The sequence below is a fragment of the Azospirillum sp. UENF 111221 genome (genome assembly GCF_058780625.1).
On sequence record NZ_JBSNCH010000001.1, the window covers coordinates 675001 to 701417 of the forward strand.

19 protein-coding genes and 1 pseudogene (1 of these 20 running past the window's edge) are annotated in these 26417 nt (G+C 67.8%); 4 read left to right on the plus strand and 16 right to left on the minus strand.

Translation table 11 applies throughout. The features are described from left to right. A protein-coding gene (locus tag ACWPN3_RS02995; RefSeq protein WP_492242583.1) for a monovalent cation:proton antiporter-2 (CPA2) family protein crosses the window boundary here: on the plus strand, positions 1 to 143 show its final stretch. Its footprint begins 1555 nt before the window's first position; 143 of the gene's 1698 nt are visible here — the last part of the coding sequence; the start codon falls outside the window, past its left edge; the stop codon is at positions 141 to 143. Between the two features lie 6 nt (positions 144 to 149). On the opposite strand, the pseudogene ACWPN3_RS03000 reads toward ACWPN3_RS02995, so the two are convergent. The 4 genes and pseudogenes from ACWPN3_RS03000 to ACWPN3_RS03015 form a co-directional block, all read right to left on the minus strand. Then, positions 150 to 1186, minus strand: a pseudogene (locus tag ACWPN3_RS03000) (sulfate/molybdate ABC transporter ATP-binding protein). Positions 1187 to 1217: 31 nt separating this feature from the next. Beyond that, positions 1218 to 2105, minus strand: coding sequence for a sulfate ABC transporter permease subunit CysW (gene cysW, locus ACWPN3_RS03005; RefSeq protein ID WP_492242582.1), 888 nt, complete (start codon positions 2103 to 2105; stop codon positions 1218 to 1220). Then, on the minus strand, positions 2095 to 2997 hold the full coding sequence (gene cysT, locus ACWPN3_RS03010) for a sulfate ABC transporter permease subunit CysT (RefSeq protein ID WP_109449110.1): 903 nt from the start codon (positions 2995 to 2997) through the stop codon (positions 2095 to 2097). The genes cysW and cysT overlap by 11 nt, the downstream gene beginning before the upstream one ends. A 3-nt stretch (positions 2998 to 3000) precedes the next feature. Further along, a complete protein-coding gene (locus ACWPN3_RS03015) occupies positions 3001 to 4008 on the minus strand; it encodes a sulfate ABC transporter substrate-binding protein (protein WP_109449108.1) in 1008 nt (335 codons plus the stop codon). Positions 4009 to 4258: 250 nt separating this feature from the next. Here ACWPN3_RS03015 and ACWPN3_RS03020 point away from each other — a divergent pair, with 250 nt between their 5' ends. From ACWPN3_RS03020 to ACWPN3_RS03030, 3 genes are all read left to right on the plus strand, one after another. Continuing rightward, entirely contained in the window at positions 4259 to 4474 is a 216-nt protein-coding gene (locus tag ACWPN3_RS03020) for a hypothetical protein (RefSeq protein WP_146208065.1), read from the plus strand. A 202-nt stretch (positions 4475 to 4676) separates the two neighbouring features. Continuing rightward, positions 4677 to 6236: a glycosyltransferase gene (locus ACWPN3_RS03025; protein WP_492242581.1), complete on the plus strand. Its 1560-nt coding sequence runs from the start codon at positions 4677 to 4679 to the stop codon at positions 6234 to 6236. A gap of 4 nt (positions 6237 to 6240) precedes the next feature. Then, complete coding sequence (locus ACWPN3_RS03030) at positions 6241 to 7464, plus strand: glycosyltransferase family protein (protein ID WP_492242580.1); 1224 nt, start codon at positions 6241 to 6243, stop codon at positions 7462 to 7464. Positions 7465 to 7470: 6 nt separating this feature from the next. Here the strand turns inward: ACWPN3_RS03030 and ACWPN3_RS03035 are convergent, their stop codons facing one another. The 12 genes from ACWPN3_RS03035 to ACWPN3_RS03090 form a co-directional block, all read right to left on the minus strand. Continuing rightward, positions 7471 to 9381 (minus strand): DEAD/DEAH box helicase, encoded by a 1911-nt coding sequence (locus ACWPN3_RS03035; RefSeq protein ID WP_492261073.1) that lies wholly within the window; start codon positions 9379 to 9381, stop codon positions 7471 to 7473. Further along, on the minus strand, positions 9362 to 10885 hold the full coding sequence (locus tag ACWPN3_RS03040) for a CarD family transcriptional regulator (protein ID WP_492261074.1): 1524 nt from the start codon (positions 10883 to 10885) through the stop codon (positions 9362 to 9364). Before ACWPN3_RS03040 ends, ACWPN3_RS03035 begins: the two co-directional genes overlap by 20 nt. 124 nt (positions 10886 to 11009) lie before the next feature. After that, complete coding sequence (locus ACWPN3_RS03045) at positions 11010 to 11759, minus strand: hypothetical protein (protein ID WP_492261075.1); 750 nt, start codon at positions 11757 to 11759, stop codon at positions 11010 to 11012. A 103-nt stretch (positions 11760 to 11862) separates the two neighbouring features. Further along, complete coding sequence (locus ACWPN3_RS03050) at positions 11863 to 13050, minus strand: polysaccharide pyruvyl transferase family protein (RefSeq protein WP_492242577.1); 1188 nt, start codon at positions 13048 to 13050, stop codon at positions 11863 to 11865. A gap of 192 nt (positions 13051 to 13242) precedes the next feature. Further along, positions 13243 to 14556, minus strand: a complete 1314-nt coding sequence (locus tag ACWPN3_RS03055) for a glycosyltransferase family 4 protein (protein ID WP_109449099.1) — start codon at positions 14554 to 14556, stop codon at positions 13243 to 13245. A 54-nt stretch (positions 14557 to 14610) separates the two neighbouring features. After that, positions 14611 to 16818, minus strand: coding sequence for a hypothetical protein (locus tag ACWPN3_RS03060; protein WP_492242576.1), 2208 nt, complete (start codon positions 16816 to 16818; stop codon positions 14611 to 14613). Beyond that, complete coding sequence (locus ACWPN3_RS03065; RefSeq protein WP_492261076.1) at positions 16815 to 18014, minus strand: glycosyltransferase family 4 protein; 1200 nt, start codon at positions 18012 to 18014, stop codon at positions 16815 to 16817. The genes ACWPN3_RS03060 and ACWPN3_RS03065 overlap by 4 nt, the downstream gene beginning before the upstream one ends. 186 nt (positions 18015 to 18200) lie before the next feature. After that, positions 18201 to 19028 carry a class I SAM-dependent methyltransferase gene (locus ACWPN3_RS03070; protein ID WP_492242574.1) on the minus strand — a complete coding sequence of 276 codons (828 nt, stop codon included), beginning with the start codon at positions 19026 to 19028 and terminating at the stop codon, positions 18201 to 18203. After that, positions 19025 to 21316, minus strand: a complete 2292-nt coding sequence (locus ACWPN3_RS03075; RefSeq protein ID WP_492242573.1) for a glycosyltransferase — start codon at positions 21314 to 21316, stop codon at positions 19025 to 19027. Before ACWPN3_RS03075 ends, ACWPN3_RS03070 begins: the two co-directional genes overlap by 4 nt. A 153-nt stretch (positions 21317 to 21469) precedes the next feature. Beyond that, positions 21470 to 22288 (minus strand): calcium-binding protein, encoded by an 819-nt coding sequence (locus ACWPN3_RS03080; protein WP_109449095.1) that lies wholly within the window; start codon positions 22286 to 22288, stop codon positions 21470 to 21472. Between the two features lie 665 nt (positions 22289 to 22953). Further along, on the minus strand, positions 22954 to 24309 hold the full coding sequence (locus ACWPN3_RS03085) for an HlyD family type I secretion periplasmic adaptor subunit (protein ID WP_492242572.1): 1356 nt from the start codon (positions 24307 to 24309) through the stop codon (positions 22954 to 22956). Then, the gene (locus tag ACWPN3_RS03090; RefSeq protein WP_423320122.1) at positions 24306 to 26042 is read right to left on the minus strand and encodes a type I secretion system permease/ATPase; all 1737 of its coding nucleotides are present in this window, start codon (positions 26040 to 26042) and stop codon (positions 24306 to 24308) included. The genes ACWPN3_RS03085 and ACWPN3_RS03090 overlap by 4 nt, the downstream gene beginning before the upstream one ends. Positions 26043 to 26417 lie beyond the last annotated feature (375 nt).

A 26417-nucleotide genomic window follows, 5' to 3' on the forward strand; every position in this document is an offset into this window, starting at 1 on the left:
CGGAAACCATGGAAGCCAGCCTGCAGTTGGCCGGCCTGGTGCTGCGGAGCGCCGGGGTCGAGTCCGCGGCGGTGGACCTCAGCCTGAAGGCCCACCGCGACGGCAATTACCGGACTCTCGCCGATCAGCAGTCGGCAAGCTGAGCAACGTTATCGGGCGAACACCCGCGCCCGGTCGATGTGGATCGCGCAGCGGTCGCCGGCGGCGATGCCGAGCGTGGCGAGGCGTTCGCGGTCCATCTCCGCCTCCAGCGACAGGCCGGCGAGGTCGATGTCGATCCGGGCATCCGGCCCGACGACATGGATGCCGGAAATGCGCGCCGGACCGGCCGAGGCCGGGGTGACCCCGAGATCGTGCGGGCGGACATAGGCGACCGCCGGCCCCTGCACGCCTCCCTGGGTCGGGATCGCCAGGGCGCCGTCGCCGACACGGGCGATGCCGCCCTCCACCGTGCAGTCGAACCGGTTCACCTGACCGAGAAACTCGTAGACGAAGGCGGAGGCCGGGTGGTCGTAGACCTCAGCCGGCGTGCCGATCTGCTCGATCCGGCCCTGGTTCATCACGACGACGCGGTCGGCCAGTTCCAGCGCCTCCTCCTGGTCGTGGGTGACGAAGACGGAGGTGATGTGGATGTCGTCATGCAGCTTGCGCAGCCAGCGCCGCAGCTCCTTGCGGACCTTGGCGTCGAGGGCGCCGAAGGGTTCGTCGAGCAGCAACACCTTCGGCTCGATGGCCAGGGCGCGGGCCAGCGCCACGCGCTGCCGCTGGCCACCTGACAGCTGCGCCGGATAACGCCCGGCGAAGGGCGACAGTTGCACCAGTTCCAGCAGCTCGGTCACCCGCCGCTTGATTTCGGCGGAGCCGGGGCGCTCGCCGCGCGGCCGCACCTTGAGGCCGAAGGCGACGTTGTCGAACACCGTCATGTGCCGGAACAGGGCGTAATGCTGGAAGACGAAGCCGACCTGCCGGTCGCGCGGCTTCAGCCCCAGCGCCTCCTCTCCGTTCAGCAGCAGGCCGCCACCGTCGGGGCTTTCCAGCCCGGCCATGATGCGCAGCAGCGTGGTCTTGCCCGAGCCGGAGGGGCCGAGCAGGGCCAGAAGTTCCCCGACTTCACCTCCAGATCGACGGAATCGAGGGCGGTGAAATCGTTGAAGCGCTTGGTGATGCCTGAAACCTGGATCGCCATTGGTCCCGTTTTCCTCTCCAGAGCCCGGCGATCAGTGCCGGGACGCCGCCAGCTCGTCCCCGAAGCGCCACTCCAGCGCGGTCTTCACGACCAGCGTGACCAGGGCCAGCATGGCCAGGAGCGAGGCGACCGCGAAGGCGGCGACGAAATTGTATTCGTTGTAGAGAATCTCGACATGCAGCGGCATCGTGTTGGTCTCGCCGCGGATATGGCCGGAGACGACCGACACGGCGCCGAACTCGCCCATCGCGCGGGCGTTGCACAGCAGCACGCCGTAGAGCAGGCCCCATTTGATGTTGGGGATCGTCACCCGCCAGAAGGTCTGCCAGCCGGACGCGCCCAACACCAGCGCCGCCTCCTCCTCGTCGGAGCCCTGTTCCTGCATCAGCGGGATCAGTTCGCGCGCCACGAAGGGGAAGGTGACGAAGATGGTGGCAAGCACCAGCCCAGGCACGGCGAAGATGATCTGAACGCCCATGTCGCGCAGGTAGGAGCCGAAAAACCCGTTCATGCCGAACAGCAGGACGTAGATCAGGCCGGAGATCACCGGCGACACCGAGAAAGGCAGATCGATCAGCGTGATCAGCAGATTCTTGCCGCGGAAGTCGAACTTGGCGACGCACCAGGAGGCGGCGACGCCGAACAGCAGGTTGGCCGGCACCGAAATGGCGGCGACGATCAGCGTCAGCTTGATCGCGGCGACCGCGTCCGGTTCGGTCAGTGCCAGCCAATAGGCGCCGAAACCGCGGCGCAGCGCCTCGGCGAACACCGCCACCAGGGGAAGCAGCAGGAACAGCGCCAGAAACAGCAGGGCTCCGCCGATCAGGAGCGCCCGGACCCAGCCGGGTTCGGTCAGCGCGGATCGCCCCGGCGGCACCGGGATGGAGGCCGGGGCGGCTATGCTGGTGTCAGCGGGCATGGCGCGACCTCATCCACTGCTGAAGGAGGTTGAGAATCAGGAGCATGACGAAGGATACCCCCAACATCGCCGTACCGACTGCGGCGGCACCGGCATAGTCGTACTGCTCCAGTTTGATGACGATCAGCAGCGGCAGGATCTCCGTCAGGCCCGGCATGTTGCCGGCGATGAAGATGACCGAGCCGTATTCACCGACCCCACGGGCGAAGGACAGGGCGAAGCCGGTGACCAGCGCCGGCAAGATGGCCGGCAGGATGACGCTGCGGAAGGTTTGGAATCGCGAGGCGCCCAGCGAGGCCGCGGCCTCCTCCTCCTCCGCCGGCAGATCCTGCAGTATCGGCTGCACCGTGCGGACGACGAAGGGAAGACCGATGAAGGTCAGCGCGATGGCGATGCCGAGCGGCGTGAAGGCGACCTTCATGCCGAACAGCTCGTTCAGCGGCTTCCCCAGCCAGCCGTTCGGGGCATAGAGCGCACTCAGCGCGATGCCGGCCACCGCCGTCGGCAGGGCGAAAGGCAGATCGACCAGCGCATCCACCAGCCGCTTGCCGGGGAAGTCGTAGCGGACCAGCACCCACGCGACGAGGAAGCCGAAGATCGCGTTGGTCAGCGCCGCGGCGAAGGACAGCCCGAAGCTGACCTCGAAGGCGGCGAGAACCCGGGGCGTCGTCACCGCCGACCAGAACCCGCTCCAGCCGAGCCCGCTGGACCTGAAGATCAGGGCGGCCAGCGGGACCAGCACGATGAAGCCGAGATAGCTGAGCGTGAAGCCCAGCGTCAGCCCGAAACCGGGGAGAACGCTGGGCTTCCGGAAGAGAGGAACGGGGGCGCGGACCGTCACCGCACCCCCCTTTCCTGCCAGAGCGCCGTCGCTGTCGGCAGCGGCGACCATAGGTCAACGCCCCTTCTGGAAGATCTGGTCGAAGACACCACCGTCCGAGAAATGCTTCTCCTGTGCGGCACGCCAGCCCCCGAATTGGTCGATGGTGACCAGCTTAACATCGGCGAAGCGTCCCGCATACTGGCTCGCCAGTTCCGGGAGACGGGGACGGTAGAAGTTCTTGGCGGCGATCTCCTGCCCTTCGCGGGTATAGAGGAACTGGAGATAAGCCTCCGCCACCTTGCGGGTTCCCTTGCGGTCGACGACCTTGTCGACGACGGCGACCGGCGGCTCGGCCAGGATCGACAGGCTGGGAACCACGATCTCGAACTTGTCGGCGCCGAATTCCTGCAGGGACAGGTAGGCCTCGTTCTCCCAGGCCAGCAACACGTCGCCGATCTCGCGCTGGGTGAAGGTCACGGTGGCGCCGCGGGCGCCGCTGTCCAGCACGGGAACGTTCTTCAGCAACTGCGCCACGAATTCCTTGGCCTTGCCCTCGTCACCGCCATTCGCCTGGAGGGCGTAGGCCCAGGCGGCCAGATAGTTCCAGCGCGCGCCGCCCGACGTCTTCGGGTTCGGGGTGATGACCTGGACGCCCGGCTTCACCAGATCGTTCCAGTCCTTGATCCCCTTCGGATTGCCCTTCTTCACCAGGAAGACGATGGTCGAGGTGTAGGGGGAGCTGTTGTTCGGCAGGCGGCTCTGCCAGTCCTTCGGCAGCAGCCCGGTATCGGCGATGGCGTCGATGTCGTAGCCCAGCGCCAGGGTCACGATGTCGGCATCCAGCCCGTCGATCACCGAGCGCGCCTGCTTGCCGGAGCCGCCGTGCGACTGGCGCACGGTCAGGGCACGGCCGGTTTCGGCTTCCCACTTCTTGGCAAACGCCTTGTTGAACTCAACATAGAATTCCCGGGTGGGATCGTAGGACACGTTCAGCAGCGTGTCCTTGGAATCGGCGGCGGCCACACCCAGCCAGGCCATGGTCAGACCGGCGGCGAGAAGAGTCAGGCGGCGAAGCGACATGACAGGGGGTCTCCTTCGGTGGCTCCTGAATTGCACGGGAATTTTTCGTGGTACCCGCGGCAACTTTTCTATTTCTTGTGTAGAGTTTGCCGATGGCTGACGCGCTTGGGAAGTGGTTTTTTCGCCAATTCCCGCGGGAAATCCGCGAGACGCAATCAACCCATTGGCGGTAAAGCAAAAAACGCTTTCGGAAAATCCGTACCGCCTCTTGGCGCCAAGCCCGCGCCGTATCGGGGCAGATGGGGGGGGCATGACCGGAAGCGGCAACTTTACCGGCCTTGCCTTGTTGATTACCGACAGATCGACACTGTCAGGAGCAAACGCAATGGCTGGCCCTTCCCGGAATGTGGGCACCGAACTCCCGAAGGCCGGCACCTCGCGGGGCATGGGACGCCCCGCCATGTGGACCATTCTTGGCATCCTCGCGGCTCTCTCCCTGCTGCTGCTGTTCTTCCCAACTTGGTAACGGCAGCCGGGTGCCACGTGCCGTTCCCGATCCGGGGCGGCATGTGGCGACCGGCCTGGCAACCGACATGGCGACCGTGCCGCGGAGCGAGTGCATTGACAGCTGTCGGCATCGCACCTATCGGTGGAAACGGATGCCGGCACAACCCCGCCCCGTCGAGGCGCCGCCGGTGGCCGCTGCGCCAGCCGGGACTTTTCCAACGATGCAAGCCTCCGATTTACATGGCACGGAACTGACCGACCTGATTGCCCGCCTGTGCGGTCCGGCCGGAACCGGCGAGGCGTTGAAGGCGATCTCCGACAGCTGCGAGTCCGCCAGGGCCGCAGGGTTGGGGCAGGATGCGACGGCAATGGAAAGGCTGGACAGTGCGACCGCCGGCCTGGATCCCATCCTGCGCGAATCGGCACTGGCCTCTGTCTCCGGCGATCTGCACCGTTACCTGCATATTCTACAGATGCTGGACACTGTGCTGGATCTGGCATCGCTGGACGGCATCAACCAGATCTTCTGGTCGATGCAGCGCCAGCTGTTCCTGATGCGGATGGATTTGGGCTCGGTGCCCGATTTCGTCGCCGGACACCTCTTTCCCTTCTACGAACGGCTCCTGCGGCAGGTTGCGGTGCGGCTGGAGCTGGTTCCGGTCGGACGGCCGGCGGGCATGCCCGATACCGGACGGGTGGTCATCGTGACCAGCCAGTTCCTGTCCGCCGAACACCAGCCATCGCGCGACCTGCTGCTGCTGGCGGTGCGGCTGCAACGTGACCTGGGCCGGACGGTGCTGGTGCTCAACACCAACATGATGCCGGACCGCTATTACAGTGCCTTCGTCCCGCCCTTCGCCGCAGCGGTCGAAGACAGGCTGTCGGGAGAGCAGACGATCCGCTGCGGCGGCGAGCGGATCCGCATGCTGTCTTCTACCGTTCCGGGCGTCACAGCCGACAAGCTGTCCGGCTTCCTGTCGGCGGTGGAAAGCTTCGACCCCGATCTGGTGATCGCCTTCGGCGGTTCGGTGATGGTCGCCGACCTGCTGGGAAGCGCGTATCCGGTCATGTGCGTCCCGACCACCAGCGGGCAGACCATGTCGCTCGCCGACATCGTGCTGGATTTCGGCGGCCATGCGCGACCGCCGGAAGGCGGAAGGCTGGCAAAATCCTGGCGCCCAGCCCGCTTCGGCCTGTCGCTGCGCCACACCGGGGAGACGGCGGCACGGGCGGAGTTCGCCTTGCAGGAGGGCGATTTCGTCTGCGTCGTCGTCGGCAACCGCCTGGATGCGGAGACGGACGGCGGGTTCCTCGATCTGCTGGGCCGGATCCTGGATGCGATCCCGCAAGCGCTGGTGCTGTTCGCCGGCGGGGTGGAAAGCCTGCCCGGACGGCTTGCAACCGACCGCCACGCCGGACGGCTGCGCAGCCTGGGCCATGTCGACCGCATGGAAGCGCTGATGTCGGTCTGCGACCTGTTCGTGAACCCGCGCCGTGCCGGTGGGGGGGCGGGAGCGGCCCAGGCGATGGCCGGCGGTGTGCCGGTGCTGTCCTTCGAGGTCGGTGACGTCGCCAGCGTGGCCGGACCGTCCTTCGTGGTCGCCGACGACAACGCTTTCGTCGCCCGCGCCGTCGCCCTGGCGGGCGATCCGGCGCTGCTGGCCGAGACGCGGCAGGAAGCCCGTACCCGCATTGAGGTGGTCGAGCGGGAGGGCGCCGACTTCGCGCAGCTTTCCGCCTATATGGCCGAGGCGGTCAGCCTGTTCGATAAGCGGAGATAGCGGCATGCGCTTCCTGCTGTGCGGACAGGGCACCTCGGAAATTCTGTGGTCGATCCAGGCGGCTCTGGTGGATCTGGGTCATGAGTCGGTGCTGGCGCTGCCCGACATCTCACAGGATGTGATCGACCGCCGCATCGATGCCCTGTTCGTGCTGAATTTGTTCGAGATCCCCAGGCCGACCGTGGAGATGCTGCGTGGCTACATCGCGCAGTTCGGCACTGCGCCGGCCATCGTGCATGTGTGCCTGAAACACCCGCTGGAGGAGATCGGCGCCGTCAATGCCGAACAGATCCGCGATACCGACCGTTGGATGGCCGAGAACGGCGTTTCCATGTGGTGCATGTGCCGGGGATCGGCCGAGCAGGCCGTCCGGCTTGGGCTGAGCCGGGTCTTCCATGAGCCCCTGGGCGTCCATCGCTGGATTTGCACCGCCCCGGCAGCGAACGGGTCGGTCGATCTGTACAAGCGTTGGATGGCGCCGGACACGCCTGGACTGCACCGTCACCCCTATGCGGCGATGAAGGGACAGTCCGATGCCGATGCGGAATCGTCGGTGCGGGACCGCGTCCTCTATCTGGGACAGGGCTGGCCGGAGCATCTGGAAGCCGGGCGTGAGCCAGTGGCAGCGTCGATCCAACGCGATGCGGAAGCGGTGGCGGCGGCGATGACGGAACAGCCGGCACTCCATCGGGTGCAGGCCATGGACGGTTGCGGGCTGGCCGACCGCTCGGCGGACCCGGCCTGGACACTGGACTTCAACCGCGCCTTCACCATCGCCTTTGCGGTGCAAAACCGCCGCCGCTTCGCCACCGCCCTGCGCCGCGGCCTGGGCGAGGGGTTCTCGCTGTGGGGCGATGGATGGGAGCGGTTCGGCCTCAAGGCAGGTCCAGTCTCGCCGGCACCGCGCAACGCCTACCCCGACGCGGCGGCCTGCCTGGATTTCGGCAGCCTCGCCTTCGACACGGCGATTTTTCCCAGAACGCTGGAGATCGTCAAACGCAACGGGCTGCTGGTCAGCTGGCGCCATGCCGACACAGACCGGCTTTTCGGGCCGAATGAGGACGGGTTGACCTTCGCGGGCGAGGACGACGCCGTCAGCCTTCTCTCGGCTCTGTCCGGGGACGCCGACCGCCGCGCAAGGTTGCGGTCGGCGCATCTGGAGCATTGCTTCGACGCCCTGGCGCTGACCGCCATCCTGCCGCGGGTCATCGGGCACGCCTGTCGCTGAAGGGGGTTATTCCCGCTTTCGCCGCTGTGCCTTGCGGACGATCGCCTCGATGCAGTCGAGCACGCGGGACGCGTTCGCCAGCCGGCTTTCGGCATCCGGCGCCTCCAGCGCTGCCGACAGGCGGTCGTCCTGCGCCCGCAGGACGCCCTTCGAGCGCTTCGCAAGCGTCGCCGCCCTGGCCGCGGCCCGCTCGCCCCGCAGGGTGACCGCCACGCCTGCCGGGCCGCAGCCGAGCGAGGCGATGCCCAGTGCCCGGCAGCGGCAGCGCAGCCCGGCGATGGCCAGCAGCCGCTCCACCGGGTCCGGCAGCGGGCCGAAGCGATCCTCCATCTCCTCGCGCAGGGCGTCCAGTTCGCCCGCCTCGCGGGTGCGGGCGATGCGGCGGTGCAGGCCGATGCGCAGCTCCTCCTCCGGGATGTAGGCCGACGGGATGCAGTGCGGCACAGCGACCGTCACCTCCGGATCCCAGCGCGCATCGGGCTGGCGGCGCAGTGCCCGCAGGGCGTCGGCCAGGATGCGCTGGTAGAGTTCGGTCCCCACCGCACGCAGATGGCCGCTCTGATCCTCGCCCAGCAGGTCACCGGCTCCGCGCTGGTCGAGGTCGAGCATGCTCAGCACGAAGCCGCCGCCCAGGCTTTCGATCACTTCCAACGAGCCGAGCCGGCGCGCCGCCCGCTCCTCCAGCGGGTGGTCGGGGTCGGTCAGCAGATAGGCATAGCCCTGCACCGCCCCGCGCCCGACCCGGCCGCGCAGCTGGTGCAATTGGCCCAGCCCGAACAGGTCGGGGCGGAACAGCAGCAGCGTGTTGGCACGCGGGATGTCGATGCCGGATTCGATGATCGGCGTTGCCAGCAGGATGTCGCTCTCGCCGTCGACGAAGCCCATCACCGTATCGTCCAGCGCCGCCGCCCCCAGCCGGCCATGCGCCACGGCGATGCGGGCCGATGGGACGAGCCCACGGATCCACTCCTCCAGATCGCCGAGGTCGGCGATGCGCGGGGTGACGCAGAAGACCTGTCCGCCGCGTCCCAGCTCACGCAGCAGGGCGGCACGGGCGGTGGCCGGGTCGCGGGGCGTAACGGCGGTGCGCACCGGCCGGCGGCGGGCCGGCGGTGTGTCGATGATGCTGAGGCCGCGCAGACCCGCCAGGGCACCCTGCAAGGTGCGCGGAATCGGTGTGGCGCTGAGCGCCAGACTGTGGACGCCCTTGATGCGCCGCTTCAACGCCTGCTTCTGAGCCGCGCCGAAGCGCTGCTCCTCATCCACCACCATCAGGCCGAGGCGCTGGAACCGGACTTCCTTGGACAAGAGGGCATGGGTGCCGATGACGATGTCGACCGACCCGTCGGCCAGCCCGGCGCGCACCCGGTCGCTGTCGGCCTTGGTCATGGCCCCGGTCAGCGGCTCCAGCCTTATGCCGAAGCCGGCGAAGCGGCGGCGGAACACCTCCAGATGCTGGCGGGCGAGGACGGAGGTCGGCGCCATCACCGCGACCTGATGGCCGGCGAAGGTCACCGCGGCGGCAGCGCGCAACGCCACTTCGGTCTTGCCATAGCCGACGTCGGCGCAGACCAGATGGTCCATCGGGTGACCCTGGCGCATGGCGTCGAGCACGGTCTGTATGGCGCGGCGCTGCCCCTCGGTCGGGTCGAAGCCGAACCGGGCGCCGAAGCGGCGCATGCGGTCGGCCGGCGGGTCGATGACCGGTGCCGTCTCCCGCGCGCGGCGACGGGCTTCGCGCAGGATGCCCTTGGCGGTCTCGCCGATCTCCGCCTCCAGCACGGCGCGCCGCTCCAGCCAATGGGCGTTCTTCAGGCTGTCGAGCTTCGCACCGGTGTCGGCCGAGCCGTGGCGCCACAGCCGGTCGAAATCGGCGGTCGGCACCAGCAGCCGGTCGTCATGGGCATAGTCCAGCACCAGGAAATCGGCGGTGGAACTCCTCGCCGTCGCCGGAAGCGATGGTTTCCAGCCCGATCAGCCGGCCGATGCCATAGTCGAGATGCACGACGAAGTCGCCGGTCGACAATTCGGACGGCGCCAGCGGGGGCCGGACCTGCGCCTCGCCCCCGCGCTCCTCGGCATGGCGGGGAGCGACCAGCACGGTCATGCCGTCGCAAGTGAAGCCATCGGCGGTCCGCAACGCCAGCACGGCGCAGTCCCCCGCCGCCAGCGGCGGCTCGGGCCAGCGGTCCAGCCGGGGCACCGGACGCCCCAATGCCAAAGACATCCGCCCGGCCAGCCGGTCGGCCTCGCCCGCACCGGATCGGGCGGCGAGCAGCACGGCCCGGCCCTCCCCGATCAGACCCGCCGCCCGGCGCAGCAGCGTGCGCTCGGTGCGTACCGCCTCCACGACAGGACAGGTCGTCACCTCCACCGGCAGCAAGGTTCGGGCGGCCAGTTTTTCGTCCAGCGCGTCGGCGTCGATCAGCCGGCGTTCCAGCGGCGGGACCGGCAGCAGACAGGGATCGTCGCGCCGGATCCGCCTGTCGATCCCGGTCTCGGCCAGGTCGTCGGCCCTCGCCTCGATACGGTCGCGCGCACCGGCGTCCAGCACCACCAGCGCGTCCGGCAGCAGGTCCAGCAGCAATGGGCAGTCGCCGAAGACGTTGGGAAGCTGGAGGTCGAAGGCATAGGGCCGGCGGCCTTCCTCCAACTCCCGCCGCAACCCCTCCGGCAGGGCGGATCCCAATCCGGCAAGGCCGGCGGCCAGCCGGTCGAGCATCTCCGGCCCGACGATCAGGTCGGTGACCGGCCCCAGCGCAAGCTCGTCGATCGATTCGACCGAGCGCTGGGACACCGGATCGTAAAGGCGCAGGTCGCGCACCACCCCGTCGGCGATGTCGCAGCGGATCGGGCGGTCGCAGTGGCCGGGGAAGACTTCCACCACCGCACCGCGGATCGCCACCTCGCCGGGCTCGTCGACCCGGTCGTCCATCACATAGCCGTTGCGGGCGAACCAGCCGCGCCAAGCGGCCTCGTCATAGGTCATGCCGCGGGTCAGGCGGAAATGCCCGCCCGCCCAGGCCTGCGGCGGCGGCAACCTCTGCAAGGCCAGATCGGCCGAGGCCACCACCAGCCGCCCACCGGCCGGCTCTTGCACCTCTGCAAGCCGCATCAGCCCGGCCGCACGGCGGCCCAGCACGCTCCGCGACGGCGCGGTACGGTCGCCCGCCGCGGTCTCGTCGATGGGCAGCAGAATGGTGTCGAGGTCGGGGAAAAGGTCGCCCACCAGCCGCGCCAGCCGGGTGGCGCGCGCGTCGCTGCGGGCAAGCAGCAGGACACCGCCGGGCCTCCGGGCGAGGGCCGCAAGCCGGACGGCCAGTTCGCCTTCGCTGCCGACGGATAAGCTGGCAGGAGACGATGCCGGGACCGGAAACGGCGCATCGGGGGCGGGTTCGGCGACGGGAAATCCGTCAAGCATGTGGGCAGGCTCCGCTCTATCGCACCGCACGGCCCCCGATGGGAGGGTCGTCGGGGCCGCGAAGGATAAACACCGCCGGGTCCCCCGCGGTTGCCTACCCTTCAGTCTAGCGGAACCTTCCCGATCAGTGCAGCACCAGCCAACCGACCAGAACCGCCAGGAAGGCGCCCGCCGTCGACCCCAGCACGGTCAGCAGCGGCGACCATCCTGCCCCGCCGGTCTTTTCCGCCGACGCGCTGTCCAGTCCGCGCAGGCTCTGGTCCATCCGCATCAGGAAAACCTCCAGCCCGCCGACACGTTCGGACAATTCGCGCAGGGACTCGGCCAGGGCTTCGGAACGCTCGCCATCGGATGTTTCCAAGCGGGCGGTGTCGGCCCGCAGCGCCGTCACCCCCTCGCCCGCATCGCGCAGCAGCCGGCCGATGGTCTGCTGGGCGGCGGCAAGCTGGCGCTGGTCGCGGCGCAGAGCGTCGATCCGCTCGCCGATGCGATTCAGATGCGGACCCAGCAGCCGGTCGAGCCGCTGGTCCTCCGGGTTCGGCTGGGCGAAGGTCGACGTCTCGCCGGTGGAGGGCGACCTAACCACTGCCACCACCCGCGACGGGTCCGCCCCCTCCGGCAGGATCACCTCCGCCTCGAAGGCATGGGCGCCGTCGCCGATGCCGCCGCCGGCCAGATCGGGCCGCGGACGGTCGGCCGCCACCCGTGCCAGCGTTTCGGGCGGACCGCCGTCCCGCTCCAGCCGCAACTCGATCTCCAGCCGGTCGGCCGGATGGTTGCCGTCCCAGGCCCAACCGAAGACACGGCCCCCCTGCAGGGCGTCGATATGACCGACGATGGCCGCCGCTTGGCGTGCGTCGAGGGGATCGGCCACAGGGGTGGAGTTCGCGAAGCTCGACGATCTTGGCAGTGGCGGACATGGGACCGGTTTCCGGTTGTTCTGGACGATTGTCGGGCTTGGAAAGGTGCGCTTGCGCTTACGCCGCCTTGCGTTCCGCGGTGCGACGCAGGGTGTGGCTGGGCATGCGGTGGGGGACGTAGTTCTCGTCCAGGAACTCCCGCATGTCGCGATAGCGCTGGTAGTAGGTGCGGTTGAACTTCTCGAACAGGCTCTGGTCCCAATATTCCTCAAGGACGAAGGGCTTGTCCGAATAGACATTGTAGCAGGGGATCGCGAAGGTCTCCGCGAACTCCGCCGTGCGGCTGTCATAGCTGAAGTAAACCGACGGGGTGGCGTTCGACAGGGCCATCAGGTTGCCGTGCAGGCGGTAGCCCAACACGAGATCCTTCGACCGCACGAGGGTCTCGTAATCGGCGACGACATCCGAATACCACAGGCGCTCGCGGTACAGCGAATCCATCTCGTCGTCGAAATACCACTGCTTCAGCCAAGCGCTGTCATGCAGGTGGGCCCAGGCTGCCGCCTTCTGCTCCTCGGTGCCCCACAGCAGCTTCTTCTCCTCGACCTCGCCCTGCATCATCAGCACGGTGTCGAAGCGGCGGGAGATGTCCTTCACGAAGTCGCGGTGGCGCTCCAGATACTTGCGCACGTCCGGCGAATAATGCTTGGAGACCTCACGGCGCATGGTGATGCCGACCTTGCGCACGCTGTCGAGAGCCGGAAGGTCGATGCGCAGCTCCGGATCGCGGTTGCGGAAAGCGGTCGGGCAGCCGACGATGCGGGTGTTCTTGATGCCGAGGTCCCACAGCACTTCCGCGGTGTAGGTGCCGCGCACGCCGAGCGTCGTCGATTTGTCGGCGATCATCCGCCAGATGCGTTTGCTTTCCTCGGTCAGCGTCAGCTTGCCGGTGGCCGGCGCCTGAGCGCCGACGCCGAAGCCGATGACGGGGATGCGCAGCTTGGCCAGCACCTGGATGGTCGCCGCCGGCCAGTCCATTGAATCGTGGATGTAGTTGCTGCCGCGCAGGAAGACATAGTCGTATTCGGCGTTGATCCGGTCGACCACCTCCTGGCGGAACTCGCGAATCTCCAGCACATCCAGCTTGTCGTAGGTCAGAAGCTTCAACGAGGAGTCGAAGACGAAGGCATCGCCGATGTTGTGGTAGTGGTCGATGCTGCGCTGAATGTCCTGATAGCTGTACCAACGCACGCAGTCGTGATCATAGACTTCGCCCGACGGAATCATGACGAGAATGTTAGCCACAGCGGATCTCCCCGGGTTTGGCGTCAATAGGGATGGATAGCACCCGGACTAATGCCGGGATAATTCAAATTGGCGCACAGACCTTTTCTGGAAGGCCTTGTGACTTTCATTCCAATACTAGCAATTTATTCAGAAGATATCGGAGAGAAATATTCCATACTTCCGAAAATATCACAGCACATCTCGTTTTTCTCAAGACCGCTGGGCCACTGCCCGTTCCGGCATGGAGGGTGCGGCACCGCCGGCGGCGAGCAGGGCGTCGAACACCTCCGAATGCTGGCGGGCGCACTCGGCGCGGTCGATGGGCCGGCGGATGCGCAGGCGCAGGCGGTCCCACAGGTCGGGCGTGGTCAGCGCCTCCGTCATGCGGTCCACCAGATCCTCGACACTGCCGTTGCGGAAATGCAGGCCGTCGACGCCGTGGGTCACCTTTTCCGCCATGCCGCCGATGTTGCTGGCGATGATCGGGCGGCCATGGAGGAAGGCCTCCTGAATGACGACGGGGGAATTCTCCCACCAGATCGACGGAATGATCATCCAGTCGACGTCCTTCATCAGGCCCGGCAGTTCGGCCGAGCGATAGCTGCCGTAGAAGCGCACCCGGTCGCCGGCCTTCTCCACCGCGTCGTTGAAGCGCTTCTGATAGGCCTCCGGCTGGCGCTCCAGATTGCCGCCGAAGATCATCAGCGCGCCGTCCTCGCCCCAGGCCTTGTCGGAGAGGCGCGACACCGCCTCCACCAGCAGGTGCGCACCCTTGAACTCGGTCAGCTGGCCGAAGAAGGCGAAGCGGTTGCGCTTGCCGCCGCGGTTGACCGGGCGCGGCGGGGCGATGCCCTCGATGGTCAGGCCGTTCTCGATCATGCGGAACTTCTCGCGCGGCAGCCCCCAGTCGACATAGCGGTCGATCAGGAAGTTCGACGGGCTGATGTAGAAGTCCGCCTGTTCCAGGAAGGTCTTCAAGAACAGCTCGCGCTTGAAGAACTCCGCCTCGCCGATGTGCGGGAAGCAGCCGGCGCAGTCGGCCGGGCTGGAGCGGTAGCACAGCGCGTTGCGGCTGGTTTTCACCATCTGTCCGTGGTGATGGCAGATCGACAGGTATTCATGCAGCGTCACCACGATGGGAACGCGCGGCAGGGCCTGGCGCACCGCCTGGATCGTCTCGATTCCCAGCCCCAGGAAATGGTGGAAGTTCACCACGTCCGGCTGCAGGTCGCGGACATAGCGGACGAAGTCCTTCTCCAGCCCCGGCAGGTTGCGGTTGGACAGGCGGAAATGGTCGTAGTCGTTGGCGTAGTACAGCACCTCCCGCTCCTTCTGGCGAAGCGCCATCAGGGCGGAGCCGCGGTGCTGGGCGATGGGCGGTGCCACGCGGGCCAGATAATGGCTTTCCCAGCCCGGCAGGTCGTGCAAGCCGTTGTGCAGGTTGTAGGAGGCTACCTCACCCCCGCCCAGCGAGAAGGAGGGGTGGCCATGGCTGATGATCAGCGCGCGCTTGGTCTTGCTCATCGGGTGACCGTCTGTCCTAAGCGGAGGGGGTGAAAACCGGGTGGAGGCGAAGCACTAGGCGGCAATCGACGCCTTCCAGCGCTCGGCGAAGCTCCAGTCGTCGACCAGGGCGCTCATGCGCTCCAGCCTGGGGTCGCGGGCATTGCGGGACTGCTCGTCGACCGCCACCAGCCGAACCTTCGGCAGCCACAGGCAGGAGCCGCCTGCAGCCCGCACCCGCAGGCACAGGTCCAGCCCCTTCGGCTCCAGCCCGAGATAGCGGCCGCCATCGGCCATCGCACGCATCAGAAGCTCGCGCGGCAGCAGCGCGCAGTCGGCGGAAGCGGCATCGACCGCGGACGCCTCCTGATCCTTCAGCCAGTCGCGGGGATAGCCGGCGAAGCGGCGCTCATAGGTGACGGCACCGCCCGGCCCTTCCACCGCGACGATGCCGGCGAAGCGGACGGAATGATCTTCATACAGCAGGGTCGGGCTGACCATCACCGGCGCCAGTGCGGCGGAGCCGACGGCGTTCGGCTTGCGGGTCGCGCGTTCAAGTGCCGAGAGCCAGCCGCGTTCGGTCGGCAGGACCGATGGCGACAGCAGCAGGACACGGTCGGCTCGCGCATGCGGCAGGGATGCGGCCATCGCCTCGAACGGGTCGGCGGCGGTGGGAGCGGCCACGAAGCCGACCGCCAGCCGGTAGAAGCCGGCGGCCTGACGGACCATGCCGGCCAGCCGCTCGTGGGTGGCGGCACCGGCGACGACCAGGATCTCCGCCTCGGCAAAGTCGGGATCGTTCGCCATCCGGGCGAGGTTCAGGTCGACATCCTCGCGCCCGTCGCAGACCGGCAGGATCACCGACACCCGCGGCGTCTTCAGCGTCCGGCCCATCGGGTGCAGGACGGAAGACGGCGCCGCCTTCGCTGAGGCCGCGGTGCGCAGCATCGGCCCTAGATGGGTGGAGACGACACGGTCGATGGCCGGGCTGTCGGGATTGACCGCGCCCAGCATGCGGCGCAGCGAATCGCCGGTCGGCGGCTGGCAGGGCAGCGGCAGAAAGGCGATGCCGTCGGCCAGCGTCAACTCCAGATGGAACTCGGCATCGGCGACGATGCCGGCGGACTCGCGGGCGAAGGCGGTGAAACCGTGGCCGTCGTTGCCCGGGAGCAGCCGGCCGGCGAACAGCGGATCATGGGCGAAGGCATCAGACACGTCCTTGCGGGCCAGCCGCGACCAGTCGGCGTCCAGCCGCGCCGTCATGCCGCCGCCCTTCACCGTCACCGCACGGACCGCTTGCGTGGGGTCGAGCAGCCAGCCGCAGACGAACAGCCCGGCGCCCGGCACGCGCACCGCCATGTCCAGCCCCATGCGCACGGGGGCCTGGATCTGCGACACCGTCTCCACCCCGTTGTAGCGGGCGGCGAGGGCGGCGGCGACGCCGCGGCGGGCGGCATCGCCCTGCAACTGGCCCAGCATGTCGCGGGCATGGGCGGAGGCGACGCCATCGGCCAGAAGCTGCCGGTGTTCGAAGATGGCGAGATGGCGCCAGCCGTCGGCAGCGCGGAAATGGATGCGGCGGATGGTGTCAGGGGCGGCGACCGGGCCTTCCAAAACCGTCAGCAGACCGGCGGCATCGTCGGGCAGGTCCGGACGGTGGAAGGGCGCGGCGGCGATGGCATGGGGCCGCAGCTCCTCCGCCTCGACCAGCACAGGGGGCAGAATATGGGAGGCACCGGCCGGGAAGCCGTGCGACCAGCCCTGCACCATCAGCGCGCCGTCACGGAAACGGCCCAGCACCTCGGCGAAGCCGTCGGGGCGGGATGCCTCATGCGCCAGACCGGACAGCAGGCGCGTGCGGCGGTGGCCCTCCCCGGCTTCGCCCTCGCCCATCGCCGGGCCGGACAGCAGGGTCACGGCGACGTCCAATGCGACGTCCAGCGACTGCGGCTGCACCTCGCGCAAGGCCGCGACCAGATGGGCGGGGTTTGTGCGGACGTTCGACAGGCGGGGCAGCAGCAGGTGCTTGCCCTGGGCATCCTCGATCTCGATGCGGGACGGGCGCATGTGGGCCAGCCCTGCAACGCGGATGGCGCCCAGGAACCAGCGCTCCCCTGCCCCATCGGTCCAGCAGCCACCGCGGAAGCGCCCATCGATCATGCCGTCCAGCATCACCACGCTGTCGGCCGGCAGGGGCTGGTCGATGGCGCCGAACAGCATCAGCGTGTCCTCGTCCAGCAGGACGGCGGCGGTGATGTCGGCCTTGGTGCTGCGGTCCTTCATCGGGTGCGATTCCCCTGGATAAGAGCGGCGGGAGCCGGTGAAAGAAGTTCGCCGTAAAGCGCGAGGTGGAGCGACGCGGCCTCCTCCGTCGGGCGGACGGCGGGGATGTTGGCCGACAGCCGATCCCACAAGCCGGGTTCGGTCATGGCGCGGGTCATGACGCGGGCGAGGTCGGCGGGGTCGTTGGGACGGACATGCAGGCCGTCGACGCCATCGCGCACCGCTTCCGCCATGCCGCCGATGCCACTGACGATGACCGGGCGGCAGTGCTGGAAAGCCTCCTGGATGACCAGAGGCGCGTTTTCCCACCAGATCGACGGCATCACCACCCAGTCGGCGGCGGCCATCAGCGCCGGCATCTCCTGCGACCGGTAGGGACCATGGGCGGTGGCGAGGCCGCGCGCCGCCTCGAAGCCGTCGGCCACCCGCTGGCGGAACTCCGGCGTCTGATACAGGCTGCCGCCATGCACGGCAAGCGACGGGGAAAGCCCCTGCCGCGCCATGCGGGCGACGGCGTCGAGCGCCACGGTGACGCCCTTGAACGGATTGAGGTTCCCGAAATAGGCGAAGACGTCGCGCGCAGCACCGGGGGCGAGGTCGCGTACCGGGGCCGGCTCGACGGCCGGGCGGCTGTTCGCCATCACCTCGATCCGGGCGGGGTCAAGGCCCCAGGCGACATAACGGTCGCGCAGGAAGCGGCTGGGCGCCAGGAAGCGGTCGACCAGCCCGAACATCGCCTTGATGTGCTTCTCGCGCAGCAGGAACTGGTCGGCCGGCCGGTCGGGGAAGCAGCGGTGGCAGGCGTCCGGCGACGCCTTGGTGCAGAGCGTTCGCGTCCCGCCTTCGCCGCGCGGCGGCGTCACCATCTGCCCGTCATTGGCACAGATCGGGTAGTAGTCGTGCAGGGTGTAGACGATCTTCGCATCCGGGCAGACACGGCGGATCAGGAACAGCATCTCCACGCCCAGCAACAGCGTGTGATGCACATGCACGATGTCCGGCCGGAAGGCGCGCAGCAGGTTGGACAGGTCGGGGACCAGCCCGTGCAGGTCGATCTGGCTCTGATGGAAGTGATCGAAATGGCCGGCCCACAGCAGCACCTCGTCGGCACTGCGGCCCAGAAGTCTGGAAACCGGTGCCGGGGCGCGGGGCGCGGTGAACGTCGTTGGTGCAGGCCAGGAACAGGCACTCGGCACCGGCCGCCTTCAGGCCGCCGAACAGTTCATGCGCGAAGATCTCGGTGCCGCCCGGATGCAGGCTCGGGTGGTTGTGCGCGATCAGCAGCACCCGCGGCGGCCGGGCGGCCACCAGCGGCCGCGCCGGCTGGCGCGGAGCGGGACGGGCGGCCTGATTGGCGGGGAGCAGCGGAAGGCGGCGCCGGCTCATGGCGCGGTCCCCTTCTCCAGAACCAGCAGATCCTGGAAATTCTCGGCCTCGCGCTGGCCGCTCCAGTGGCCGCGCATGACGACGCGGGCGGGACGCAGGCCATGGGCGGCGAAGCGGCCGAGCAGGAATTCCTCGTCATAGGCGACGGCGGCGTTGGGATGCTCGGGATCGGCCAGCAGTTCCACGCCGGGCGCATCGCGGAACGGCGGGCGGGCGGTCCCCTTGGCGATGCCGGCGCGCGCCGTGGCGTCGGCCAGGAACAGGCTGAGGAAGCAGCGCCCGCCCGGCTTCAGCACCCGCGCGATCTCCGCCGCATAGCGCTCGGTATCGGCGGTGCGCAGGTGGGTGATGACGGAGGTCAGGATAACGAAGTCGTAAGCGCCGGCCTTGAAGGGCAGCGTCGCCGTCTCCCCCTCGATCCGGCCATCGGGATTGTAGAGGCCGTTAGCGACGTCGAGATGGTGGAATCGGAACTCCGGGTAGGCCGGCGTGATGGTCGAGGCGCACCAGCGGATGCCGTCCATCACGATGTCGATGCCATCATAGGACCCGTCCAGATACTGGGTCAGCGGCAGGGCCATGCGGCCGACACCGCAGCCGATCTCCAGCACCTTGTGGTCGGGACGCAAGCCCCCAAGACGGACGAAATGGCGCAGGAACTCCGCCCCGATGGCACGAAAATCGCCGTCGCCGATGAAATGCAGCTCGGGCGGCGGCACCGGCAGGAAACGGTTGCGCGCGATCTGGGCGCACAGCCACTCCAGCCGCGGATCGGTCTGGCGGCGCAGCACGGCAAGCTGCGGGGTCGGCACGATCGCATTCATCGGATCACCTGTGCTGTCTTGCGGGTCCGGCTGCTCCGGGACGGCTGCGCCTCGTCATCGGCACACCAGTCGTGCGCCATCAGTCCGGCCATGCGGTCGGCCCAGCGGCGGCCATGGAGCCAGCGGTTGTATTCGGAGGCGACTCCGCGGGTGTAGCCCTGGTGCCGGCCGATGGAGCGGCGCTCCAGATGGTACAGCTCCACCGACGGGGCATAGCGGATGTCGAGCCCCTGGTCGCGGATGCGCAGGCAGAGGTCCGAGTCCTCGAAGTCGCCGATGATGTAGTCTTCGCAAAAGCCGCCAGCCGCGCTGTAGGCGGCGCGCGTGGTCAGCAGGCAGGCACCGGTGACGCCGGGCACCGACCGCGGCCGGCAGGCGGCAGCGAAGTCACGCGGCAGGCCCTTGAAGTAATGATGGTTGTACCAGGCGCCTTGCAGGTCGCGGTCGAAATAGAGCCCGGCATGCTGGAGGCTGTCGTCGTCGAACAGCAGCTTCGGCCCCACGGCGCCGATGCCGGGGCGCTCTTCCAGCGCCGCGACCAGCTGCGGCAGCCAGCCGGCGCGGTCGGGCACCACGTCGGAATTGAGGAGCAGCAGGCGGTTGGCTCGGGCAACGGCGACGCCGGCATTGTTGGCGGCGGAATAGCCGTAATTGGCGCTCTGCACCAGCAGCAGCATCGGCAGGCCGTAGAGCCCGTGGAAGCCACGCAGCAGATGCACCACCTCGTCCCGCTGCTCCGGGCTGTCGAGCACGAAGACCAGTTCGGCGTCGGCCATCGCCGGGTCGGTGGCGAAGCAGGCGATCTGGAAACGCAGGAACTCCAGCGTGCGGTAGAGCGGGATGATGACCGACACCGCGGGCTTGGCCTTGCGCTCGCCATAGACGACCAGTTCCGGCTCGCCGCGGGTGGCGAGATGGGCGGCATGCAGTGGGGCGACGGCCGGACCGATGACGGTCTCCAGCAGCTCCGGCGTGGCAAAGCGCGGCGGCAGGCTGCCCAGCACGGCGGCGCGGGCATCGGCATGGGCACGCGGACGCGGCGGCGGAACCAGACGCAGGGCCCCGCCCGAGGCCAGCCGAAGCTCCGCCGTCACCTGAAGCGCTTCCGCCGGTTCGGGATTGCCGGGAAGATGCAGGACGAAGCCGCTGCGGTCGATGCCGCCGGTGCCGTAGAGCTTCGCCACATCCTCGCGCGGGAAGCGGTGGGCGAACCGCTCGACCCGGCGTTCGCCGCCGAAGGGCGTGCGCACCACCAGCTCCGCCGCCAGCCCATGCGGGTCGTGCAGCCAGCCGGCGAGGAACAGGCCGCCATCGGCCGTGGGAACCGCGAGGTCGAGCGAGGCACCGATCGGCCGCTTGGCATCGGCGGCCTGCCGGCGCGGCAGCGGGGCCAACGCCTGCAACTCGCTGACCGCCGAGGCGGCGGACGCATCGCTGCGGCCGCGTTGGGCGAGGCAGGTCAGCAGATAATGGCGCAGTGCGGCCGGCGTGTCGGGACGGGCGTTCAGTCGGTCGGTCAGGGTCGGCAGGCCGGCGGATTCCACGGGAAAGCGGCGGCAGGCGACCCCGTTGGCGCCCAGCACAACCAGCAGATTGCCCGGCATGCACAGGCTGCGGTCGATCAGCAGGTCGAAGGCGATGCGCCCCTTGCCGGCCGGATCGGGTCCGATGCAGGCATCGAAGGGCGCCCGCGCCACCGCGTTCGGCGACAGCACCACTAGACCGCTGATGGCGCCGAAGCGACCGGACAGCGCCCCGGCACAGAGGAGAAGGTCGCCGCCCGCCGTGGCGCGGATCGCCAGCATCGCCGGCTCCGCCGCACGGTCCAGAACCAGCCGGCGGCACAGCCCGGCAAAGGCGGCATCGCGGCGAAGCGCCGGGGTGGAGCAGGCAAAATCGAACAGGAAGCGCTGCACCCGCAGGCGGGCGGCGCCGTCGAGGCTGCCCAGCAAGCCGGCGGGATCGAGATCGGCGGCACCGGACTCGGTGCGAAGCTCGGCGATCACCCGGTTTCTGGCAATGAAATGGATGGGCATGCGCGGATCGCGCGGCGCCGGCAGGATCGATAGGACGCGCCGTCCGCCCCAGCCGGTGTCGATGGTCAGCGTGGTGAAGGGCGGACGCACCGGCTTCCCGTCGACGCTCGGCGTGATCGGGCCGACGGCATCGGCCGCGCCGTCCGCCTTTCCATCCATCGTCCAGGAAACGAGGAGGAAGCGGGGACCCAGCGCCAGACGTTGGGCGGGGGCGATCGACACCGAATTCGGCAGAACGGCGATGACGGTCATGGATGGGATTCCGGCAGCGTCGGTGGGTTGGAAAGTCGAAATCGGCTGACTGCGGGCAAAGGGGGACCGGCGGCGGCTGTGACACCACCGGTCCGTCCTTCTTGTTCACTGCTCAAAGAAGCAGTGGACGATCAGTGCCCGGACAGTGCTCGGTCAGTGGATGACGAAGAAGTCGTTCGGGTGGTTGTGGATGTCCGCAGCCGAGACACCCTTCAGCGTGATGCTGTCGCCATGGCCGAGGTCGATCACGGCATCGCCATGCTGGTCGGTGACGCGGGCGGCCAGATCGGCGGCGTCGGTCACCTTCAGACCGTTGATGTTGCGGGAGATCTGCAGAACGTCCTCGCCGGCCTTGAAGTCCAGGACCACGTCCTGGCCGCCGCCGCCGGAGAAGATGAAGACGTCGTGGCCGGCCCCGCCGATCAGCAGGTCGTCGCCCTTGCCGCCTTCCAGGCGGTCGTTGCCGTCGTCGCCGAACAGGGTGTCGTCGCCGTCACCGCCATTCAGCACATCGTCACCGGTGCCGCCGCGCAGCAGGTCGTCACCCTTGCCGCCATTAAGGATATCGTTATGACCGCCACCGTACAGCGTGTCGTCGCCGGCGCCGCCGTTCAGCACGTCGTCACCGTCGCCCCCCGACAGCACGTCGTCGCCCTTGCCGCCATCCAGCAGATCGCGCCCGGCACCGCCGATCAGCACGTCGTCACCATTCCCCCCCAAGATGATGTCGTCGCCCGAACCGCCGTCGATGATGTCGTTGCCGTTACCCCCCAGCAGCACATCCGCCGACGAACCGCCATGGATCACGTCCGCTCCGTTGCCCCCCAACAGAAGGTCATGTCCATTGCCGCCGAGCAGAGTGTCGCTTCCGTTGCCCCCCAGCAACAGAGAGTCACCCTCGCCGCCGACCAGCAGATCGTCGTGATTCGTGCCGATATGCACGTCGTAGCTGCCCCCAGGAACCGTAGCCATCGTAGGTGTCTCCTTGCGATGTGATTGGGATTTTTGGGCCTTCTTTAGGCCTCGCTCGAAAGACTGAGCTCGCCTTTCGGTGTAACCAAATCTATCGGGCGGATAGTGTGATAAAACTCGGTCACATGGAAGAGAAAGTTGAGTCTAGACAGCGGATTCTTGCAGTAGAACGCATTGTCGATATTTTCAAAAAGACAGTTACTTTGAATTGCTTCGAATTTCTAAGCAGTTTCCGCTTTAAAAAATGATGGTCAGACCCGCATTTTCACCACTGAAACGCCATGGACTGGCTGGATTTGCAGGAAAAAGCCCGAATCGTTAAAAGAAAGTTTTAAAAATCGAATGGCCCGCCCAAAGCCACAGCGAATTTTCCGGCGACGGCGGGACCGCTCATGCCGCCCATGACGAAACCGTCATCGGCGATGAAAAAAGAAAATCATTTTATCAGTCAGCGACCAAAACAATGCCTGAATACTCTCTTATGCAAGCATAGGCGGATTCGACTGCAATAAAAATGCATCGCTTCTGTCGCGGGCGTGCAAAAGGGCCGGCGTGGGGGACGCCGGCCCTTCCACGGGGCCGCTTGCCAGGGGATGGAACCCGTGCAAGAGCCCCCACCCGCACCGGCCCGAACGGGGGAGGGCCGGGTGGGAAGGCGGTTCCGCTTATTTTTCGCGGAAGGCTCTTTGAAGACCGTCGGTCAACGGCGTCAGGAAATAGTCGATGGCACGGCGGGCATGGCCGTGGATCATCACCTCGGCCGGCATGCCGGGATGCAGTTCGACATTGGGCAGGGCCTTCAATTCCCCCGCATCCATGCTTATCCTTGCAGCGAAGTAGTAGGCGCCGGTGCGCTCGTCCTCCAGTTGGTCGGCCGACAACGACACCACCTGTCCTGCCACCGGCGGCACGGCGCGCTGGCGGTAGCCGGTCAGCTTCACCATCGCCTTGCTGCCGACCTCCACATTCTGGACGTCGTGGGGAGAGACGCGGGCCTCGACGATCATCGCGTCGTCCTGCGGCACGATGTCGAGGATGCCGGCACCGGCCGGGATCACACCGCCGGTGGTGAAGAATTTCAGCCCCGTCACCCGCCCGGCCTGCGGTGCGGTGACCGCCTGACGCAGCAGCACGTCATCGGCGCTGCGCAGCCGTTCCGACAGGTCGGCGACGCTGGCCTGGGCGGCCTGAAGGTCGGTCGATACCTCCGAGCGCCGGGTGTTGCCGATGTTGATCATGGTCAGTTCGGCGGCGGCGATGGCCTGTTCCGCCTTGGACTTGTTTGCCATCAGCTCGCCCAGCCGCCCTTCGGAATCGGCGACGTTGCGCTGAAGCTCCAGCAGGCGCGGCTTGCGCTCGTATCCCTTCGCCAGCAGGCCCTGCACCACGCGAGTTTCCTCCTGGGTGTAGCGCAGCCGGTCGGCGGTGGCGATCCGCTGGGATTCCAGTGCCGCGATCTCGTCGCGCAGCTGGGAGATCTGCCTGCGCTGGATCCCCAGCTGCGCCTCATAGCTGTCATGGCGGGACCGGAACAGCCGTTCCTCGACCGCCATCGCCTCCGCCGCCACCGGATTGTCACGCACCGCTTTCACCAACTCGTCAGTGAACAGCGGCTTGGGTGCTTCCGATTGTTCGGCCCGCAGCCGGCCCAACCGGGCCAGGGCCGTCCAATATTGCCCCTGCAACTGGGCCACCACCGCCTGGCTTTGCGTGGAGTCCATCCGCAGCAGCACCTGACCGGCATGCACGAGGTCGCCGTCCTTGACCAGCAGGTCGCGCAGGATGCCGCCTTCCAGATGGGAGACGGTCTTGCGATGGCTTTCAACCATCACCGTGCCGGCGGCGAGCGCCGCGCTGTCCAGGCTGGCGGTGAAGCCCCAGGTCAGGAAGCCGCCGAAGCCCACCAGCACCGCCAGCGCGCCGGCCAGCGCCGTGCCGCGCAGGGACGGCTCGACCGGAGCCACATCGATGGTCGCGGTCCAGACCGGCTGGGACGACAGGAGGGGCGTATCGCTGCTCATCGCTGTTCTCCGCTGCGGACGAGGCGGGCAATGGTGGTGTTGGGGCCGGCGGGAGCACCGCCGGGCTGCACCAGTTTCAGGACGTCGTTGCGGGCGCCGAAATGCTCGACCGCGCCGTCCTTCATCACCACCAGCTTGTCGGCGATGGCGACGATGGAGGGGCGGTGGGCGATCATCACCACGGTCGTGCCATCCGCCTTCACCTTCTGAACGGCACTCAGCAGGGCCTGCTCACCGTCATGGTCGAGGTTGGAGTTGGGCTCGTCCAGCACCAGCAGGCGGGGGCGGCCGAACAGGGCGCGGGCCAGCGCGATGCGCTGCCGCTGGCCGCCGGACAGGGAAAAGGCGCTGTCGCCGACCGGTGTGTCGTAGCCGAAGGGCAAGCGGCCGATCATCTCGTGCACGCCGGCCAGCCGGGCGGCGCGGACGATCTCCGCCGGGTCGGCGCTAGCCATGCGGGAGATGTTCTCACCGATGGTGCCGTCCAGCAGAGCCACCGACTGCGGGACGTAGCCGACATATTTGCCGAAGCTCTCGCGCTCCCACAGATAGGTGCTGGTGCCGTCGAGATAGATGCCGCCGGCTGTGGGCTGCCAGACGCCGACCAGCAGGCGGGCCAGCGTCGATTTTCCCGCTCCCGACGGGCCGATGACGCCCAGCACCTCTCCCGCCTGGACCGCAAAGGTGACGTTGCGCAGCACCGGTCGGTTCAGCCCGGAGGGCACATGGGTGACGCGGTCGACGGTCAGGGCGCCCTGCGGCTGGGGCAGCGGCATGGTGGAGCGGGCCGAGGCGCCGTTGTTCAGCAGGTCGCGGATGCGGCGGTGCGCCTCCAGCGCCTTGACCCACTGGCGCCAGCCATCCACCAGCTGTTCAAAGGGGTGCAGCAGGCGGCCGGTGATCAGGCCGGCGGCCATCATGCTGCCAGGCGTCACCAGATTGTCGATCACCAGCGTGGCGCCGGCGGCGATCACCCCGACCTGCAGGATCATCCGCAGTGAGCGCGACGCGGCAGCCAGACCGCGCGACAGGGTGGCGCCGCGGTCGATCATCCCGGCCGATCCGCTCTGCGCCGACTGCCAGCGTCGGGCCAGCGCCGGCAGCATGCCCATCGCCTCGATGGCTTCGGCATGGCGGACCGTGCCGGCGATGTCGGCGAAGACGCGGGCCGAGGCCTCGTTCGCCTGGGCCATCGGCCGGCGGGTCAGCATGTCGGTCAGTACGCCCATCACCAGCAGCACCAGGGCGGAAACGATGGCGAGCACGCCATAGACCGGATGCAGCAGGAACAGGATCGCCAGGAAGATCGGCGCCCAGGCCAGTTCCAGCGGGGCGGTCACGGCACTGCTGGTCATGAAGCTGCGCAGGTCGTTCAGGTCGCGCATGGTCTGCGCCGCATTGCGCGGGCCGCCCGACAGTGCGTCGACGATGGAGGCCTCCAGCGCCGGGACGTTGAAGCGGTGGGCGATCACCGCGCTGGTCACCAGGAAGGCGCGGGCGCGGATGAAGTCCAGCACGCCGTACAGCGCCAACGCCCCGACCGCGATGATCGCCAGCATCGTCAGCGTTTCCAGGCTGCGGCTGCTCATCACACGGTCGTAGACCTGCATGGTGAAAAGCGGCAGCACCAGCATCAGGACATTCACGAACAGGCTGAGGACACCGGCCAGCAGCAGGCCCTGTCCGATCTTCCGGTAGGCTTGGGTCAGCAGGGGCCGATCCACGGAACTCATCTTCGATCCTTCCTGAAGGAGGATTCGCCACCTGATGCGGCGCTGGAAATCGGGGAAAACAGGAAAAGCTGCCGGCGGCGACGGACGCGGGACAGGAAGCCGGCTGGGGGGATGCCGGATGCAGCCTGCCCGGTGACCGGGAGACCGCCTATGCTGGGACAGATCCGGACGCGGGGGGAAGCGTCGGCGGATTTGGCACGCTTAAGCTTTACACCGGAGACATTTTAGAGACGTGTGACAAGTTTTGGGCATCACCCCTTTCCAGCACTCGAAAAAGGGGTAGAAAACAACAGCTAAGTCACTGACAGAAAAAGAAGAAACCCGACTTCACCTAAGGTCTTAGGCCCTTCGGGGGAGGGTTTCCAGCAATCTGGT

Coding starts and splice junctions, on each gene's coding strand:
- cysW (WP_492242582.1), bottom strand. CDS start 2,105: ATGCCCGCTGACACCAGCATAGCCGCCCCGGCCTCCATCCCGGTGCCG.
- cysT (WP_109449110.1), bottom strand. CDS start 2,997: ATGGTCGCCGCTGCCGACAGCGACGGCGCTCTGGCAGGAAAGGGGGGT.
- ACWPN3_RS03015 (WP_109449108.1), bottom strand. CDS start 4,008: ATGTCGCTTCGCCGCCTGACTCTTCTCGCCGCCGGTCTGACCATGGCC.
- ACWPN3_RS03020 (WP_146208065.1), top strand. CDS start 4,259: ATGACCGGAAGCGGCAACTTTACCGGCCTTGCCTTGTTGATTACCGAC.
- ACWPN3_RS03025 (WP_492242581.1), top strand. CDS start 4,677: ATGCAAGCCTCCGATTTACATGGCACGGAACTGACCGACCTGATTGCC.
- ACWPN3_RS03030 (WP_492242580.1), top strand. CDS start 6,241: ATGCGCTTCCTGCTGTGCGGACAGGGCACCTCGGAAATTCTGTGGTCG.
- ACWPN3_RS03040 (WP_492261074.1), bottom strand. CDS start 10,885: ATGCTTGACGGATTTCCCGTCGCCGAACCCGCCCCCGATGCGCCGTTT.
- ACWPN3_RS03055 (WP_109449099.1), bottom strand. CDS start 14,556: ATGAGCAAGACCAAGCGCGCGCTGATCATCAGCCATGGCCACCCCTCC.
- ACWPN3_RS03060 (WP_492242576.1), bottom strand. CDS start 16,818: ATGAAGGACCGCAGCACCAAGGCCGACATCACCGCCGCCGTCCTGCTG.
- ACWPN3_RS03070 (WP_492242574.1), bottom strand. CDS start 19,028: ATGAATGCGATCGTGCCGACCCCGCAGCTTGCCGTGCTGCGCCGCCAG.
- ACWPN3_RS03075 (WP_492242573.1), bottom strand. CDS start 21,316: ATGACCGTCATCGCCGTTCTGCCGAATTCGGTGTCGATCGCCCCCGCC.
- ACWPN3_RS03080 (WP_109449095.1), bottom strand. CDS start 22,288: ATGGCTACGGTTCCTGGGGGCAGCTACGACGTGCATATCGGCACGAAT.
- ACWPN3_RS03085 (WP_492242572.1), bottom strand. CDS start 24,309: ATGAGCAGCGATACGCCCCTCCTGTCGTCCCAGCCGGTCTGGACCGCG.
- ACWPN3_RS03090 (WP_423320122.1), bottom strand. CDS start 26,042: ATGAGTTCCGTGGATCGGCCCCTGCTGACCCAAGCCTACCGGAAGATC.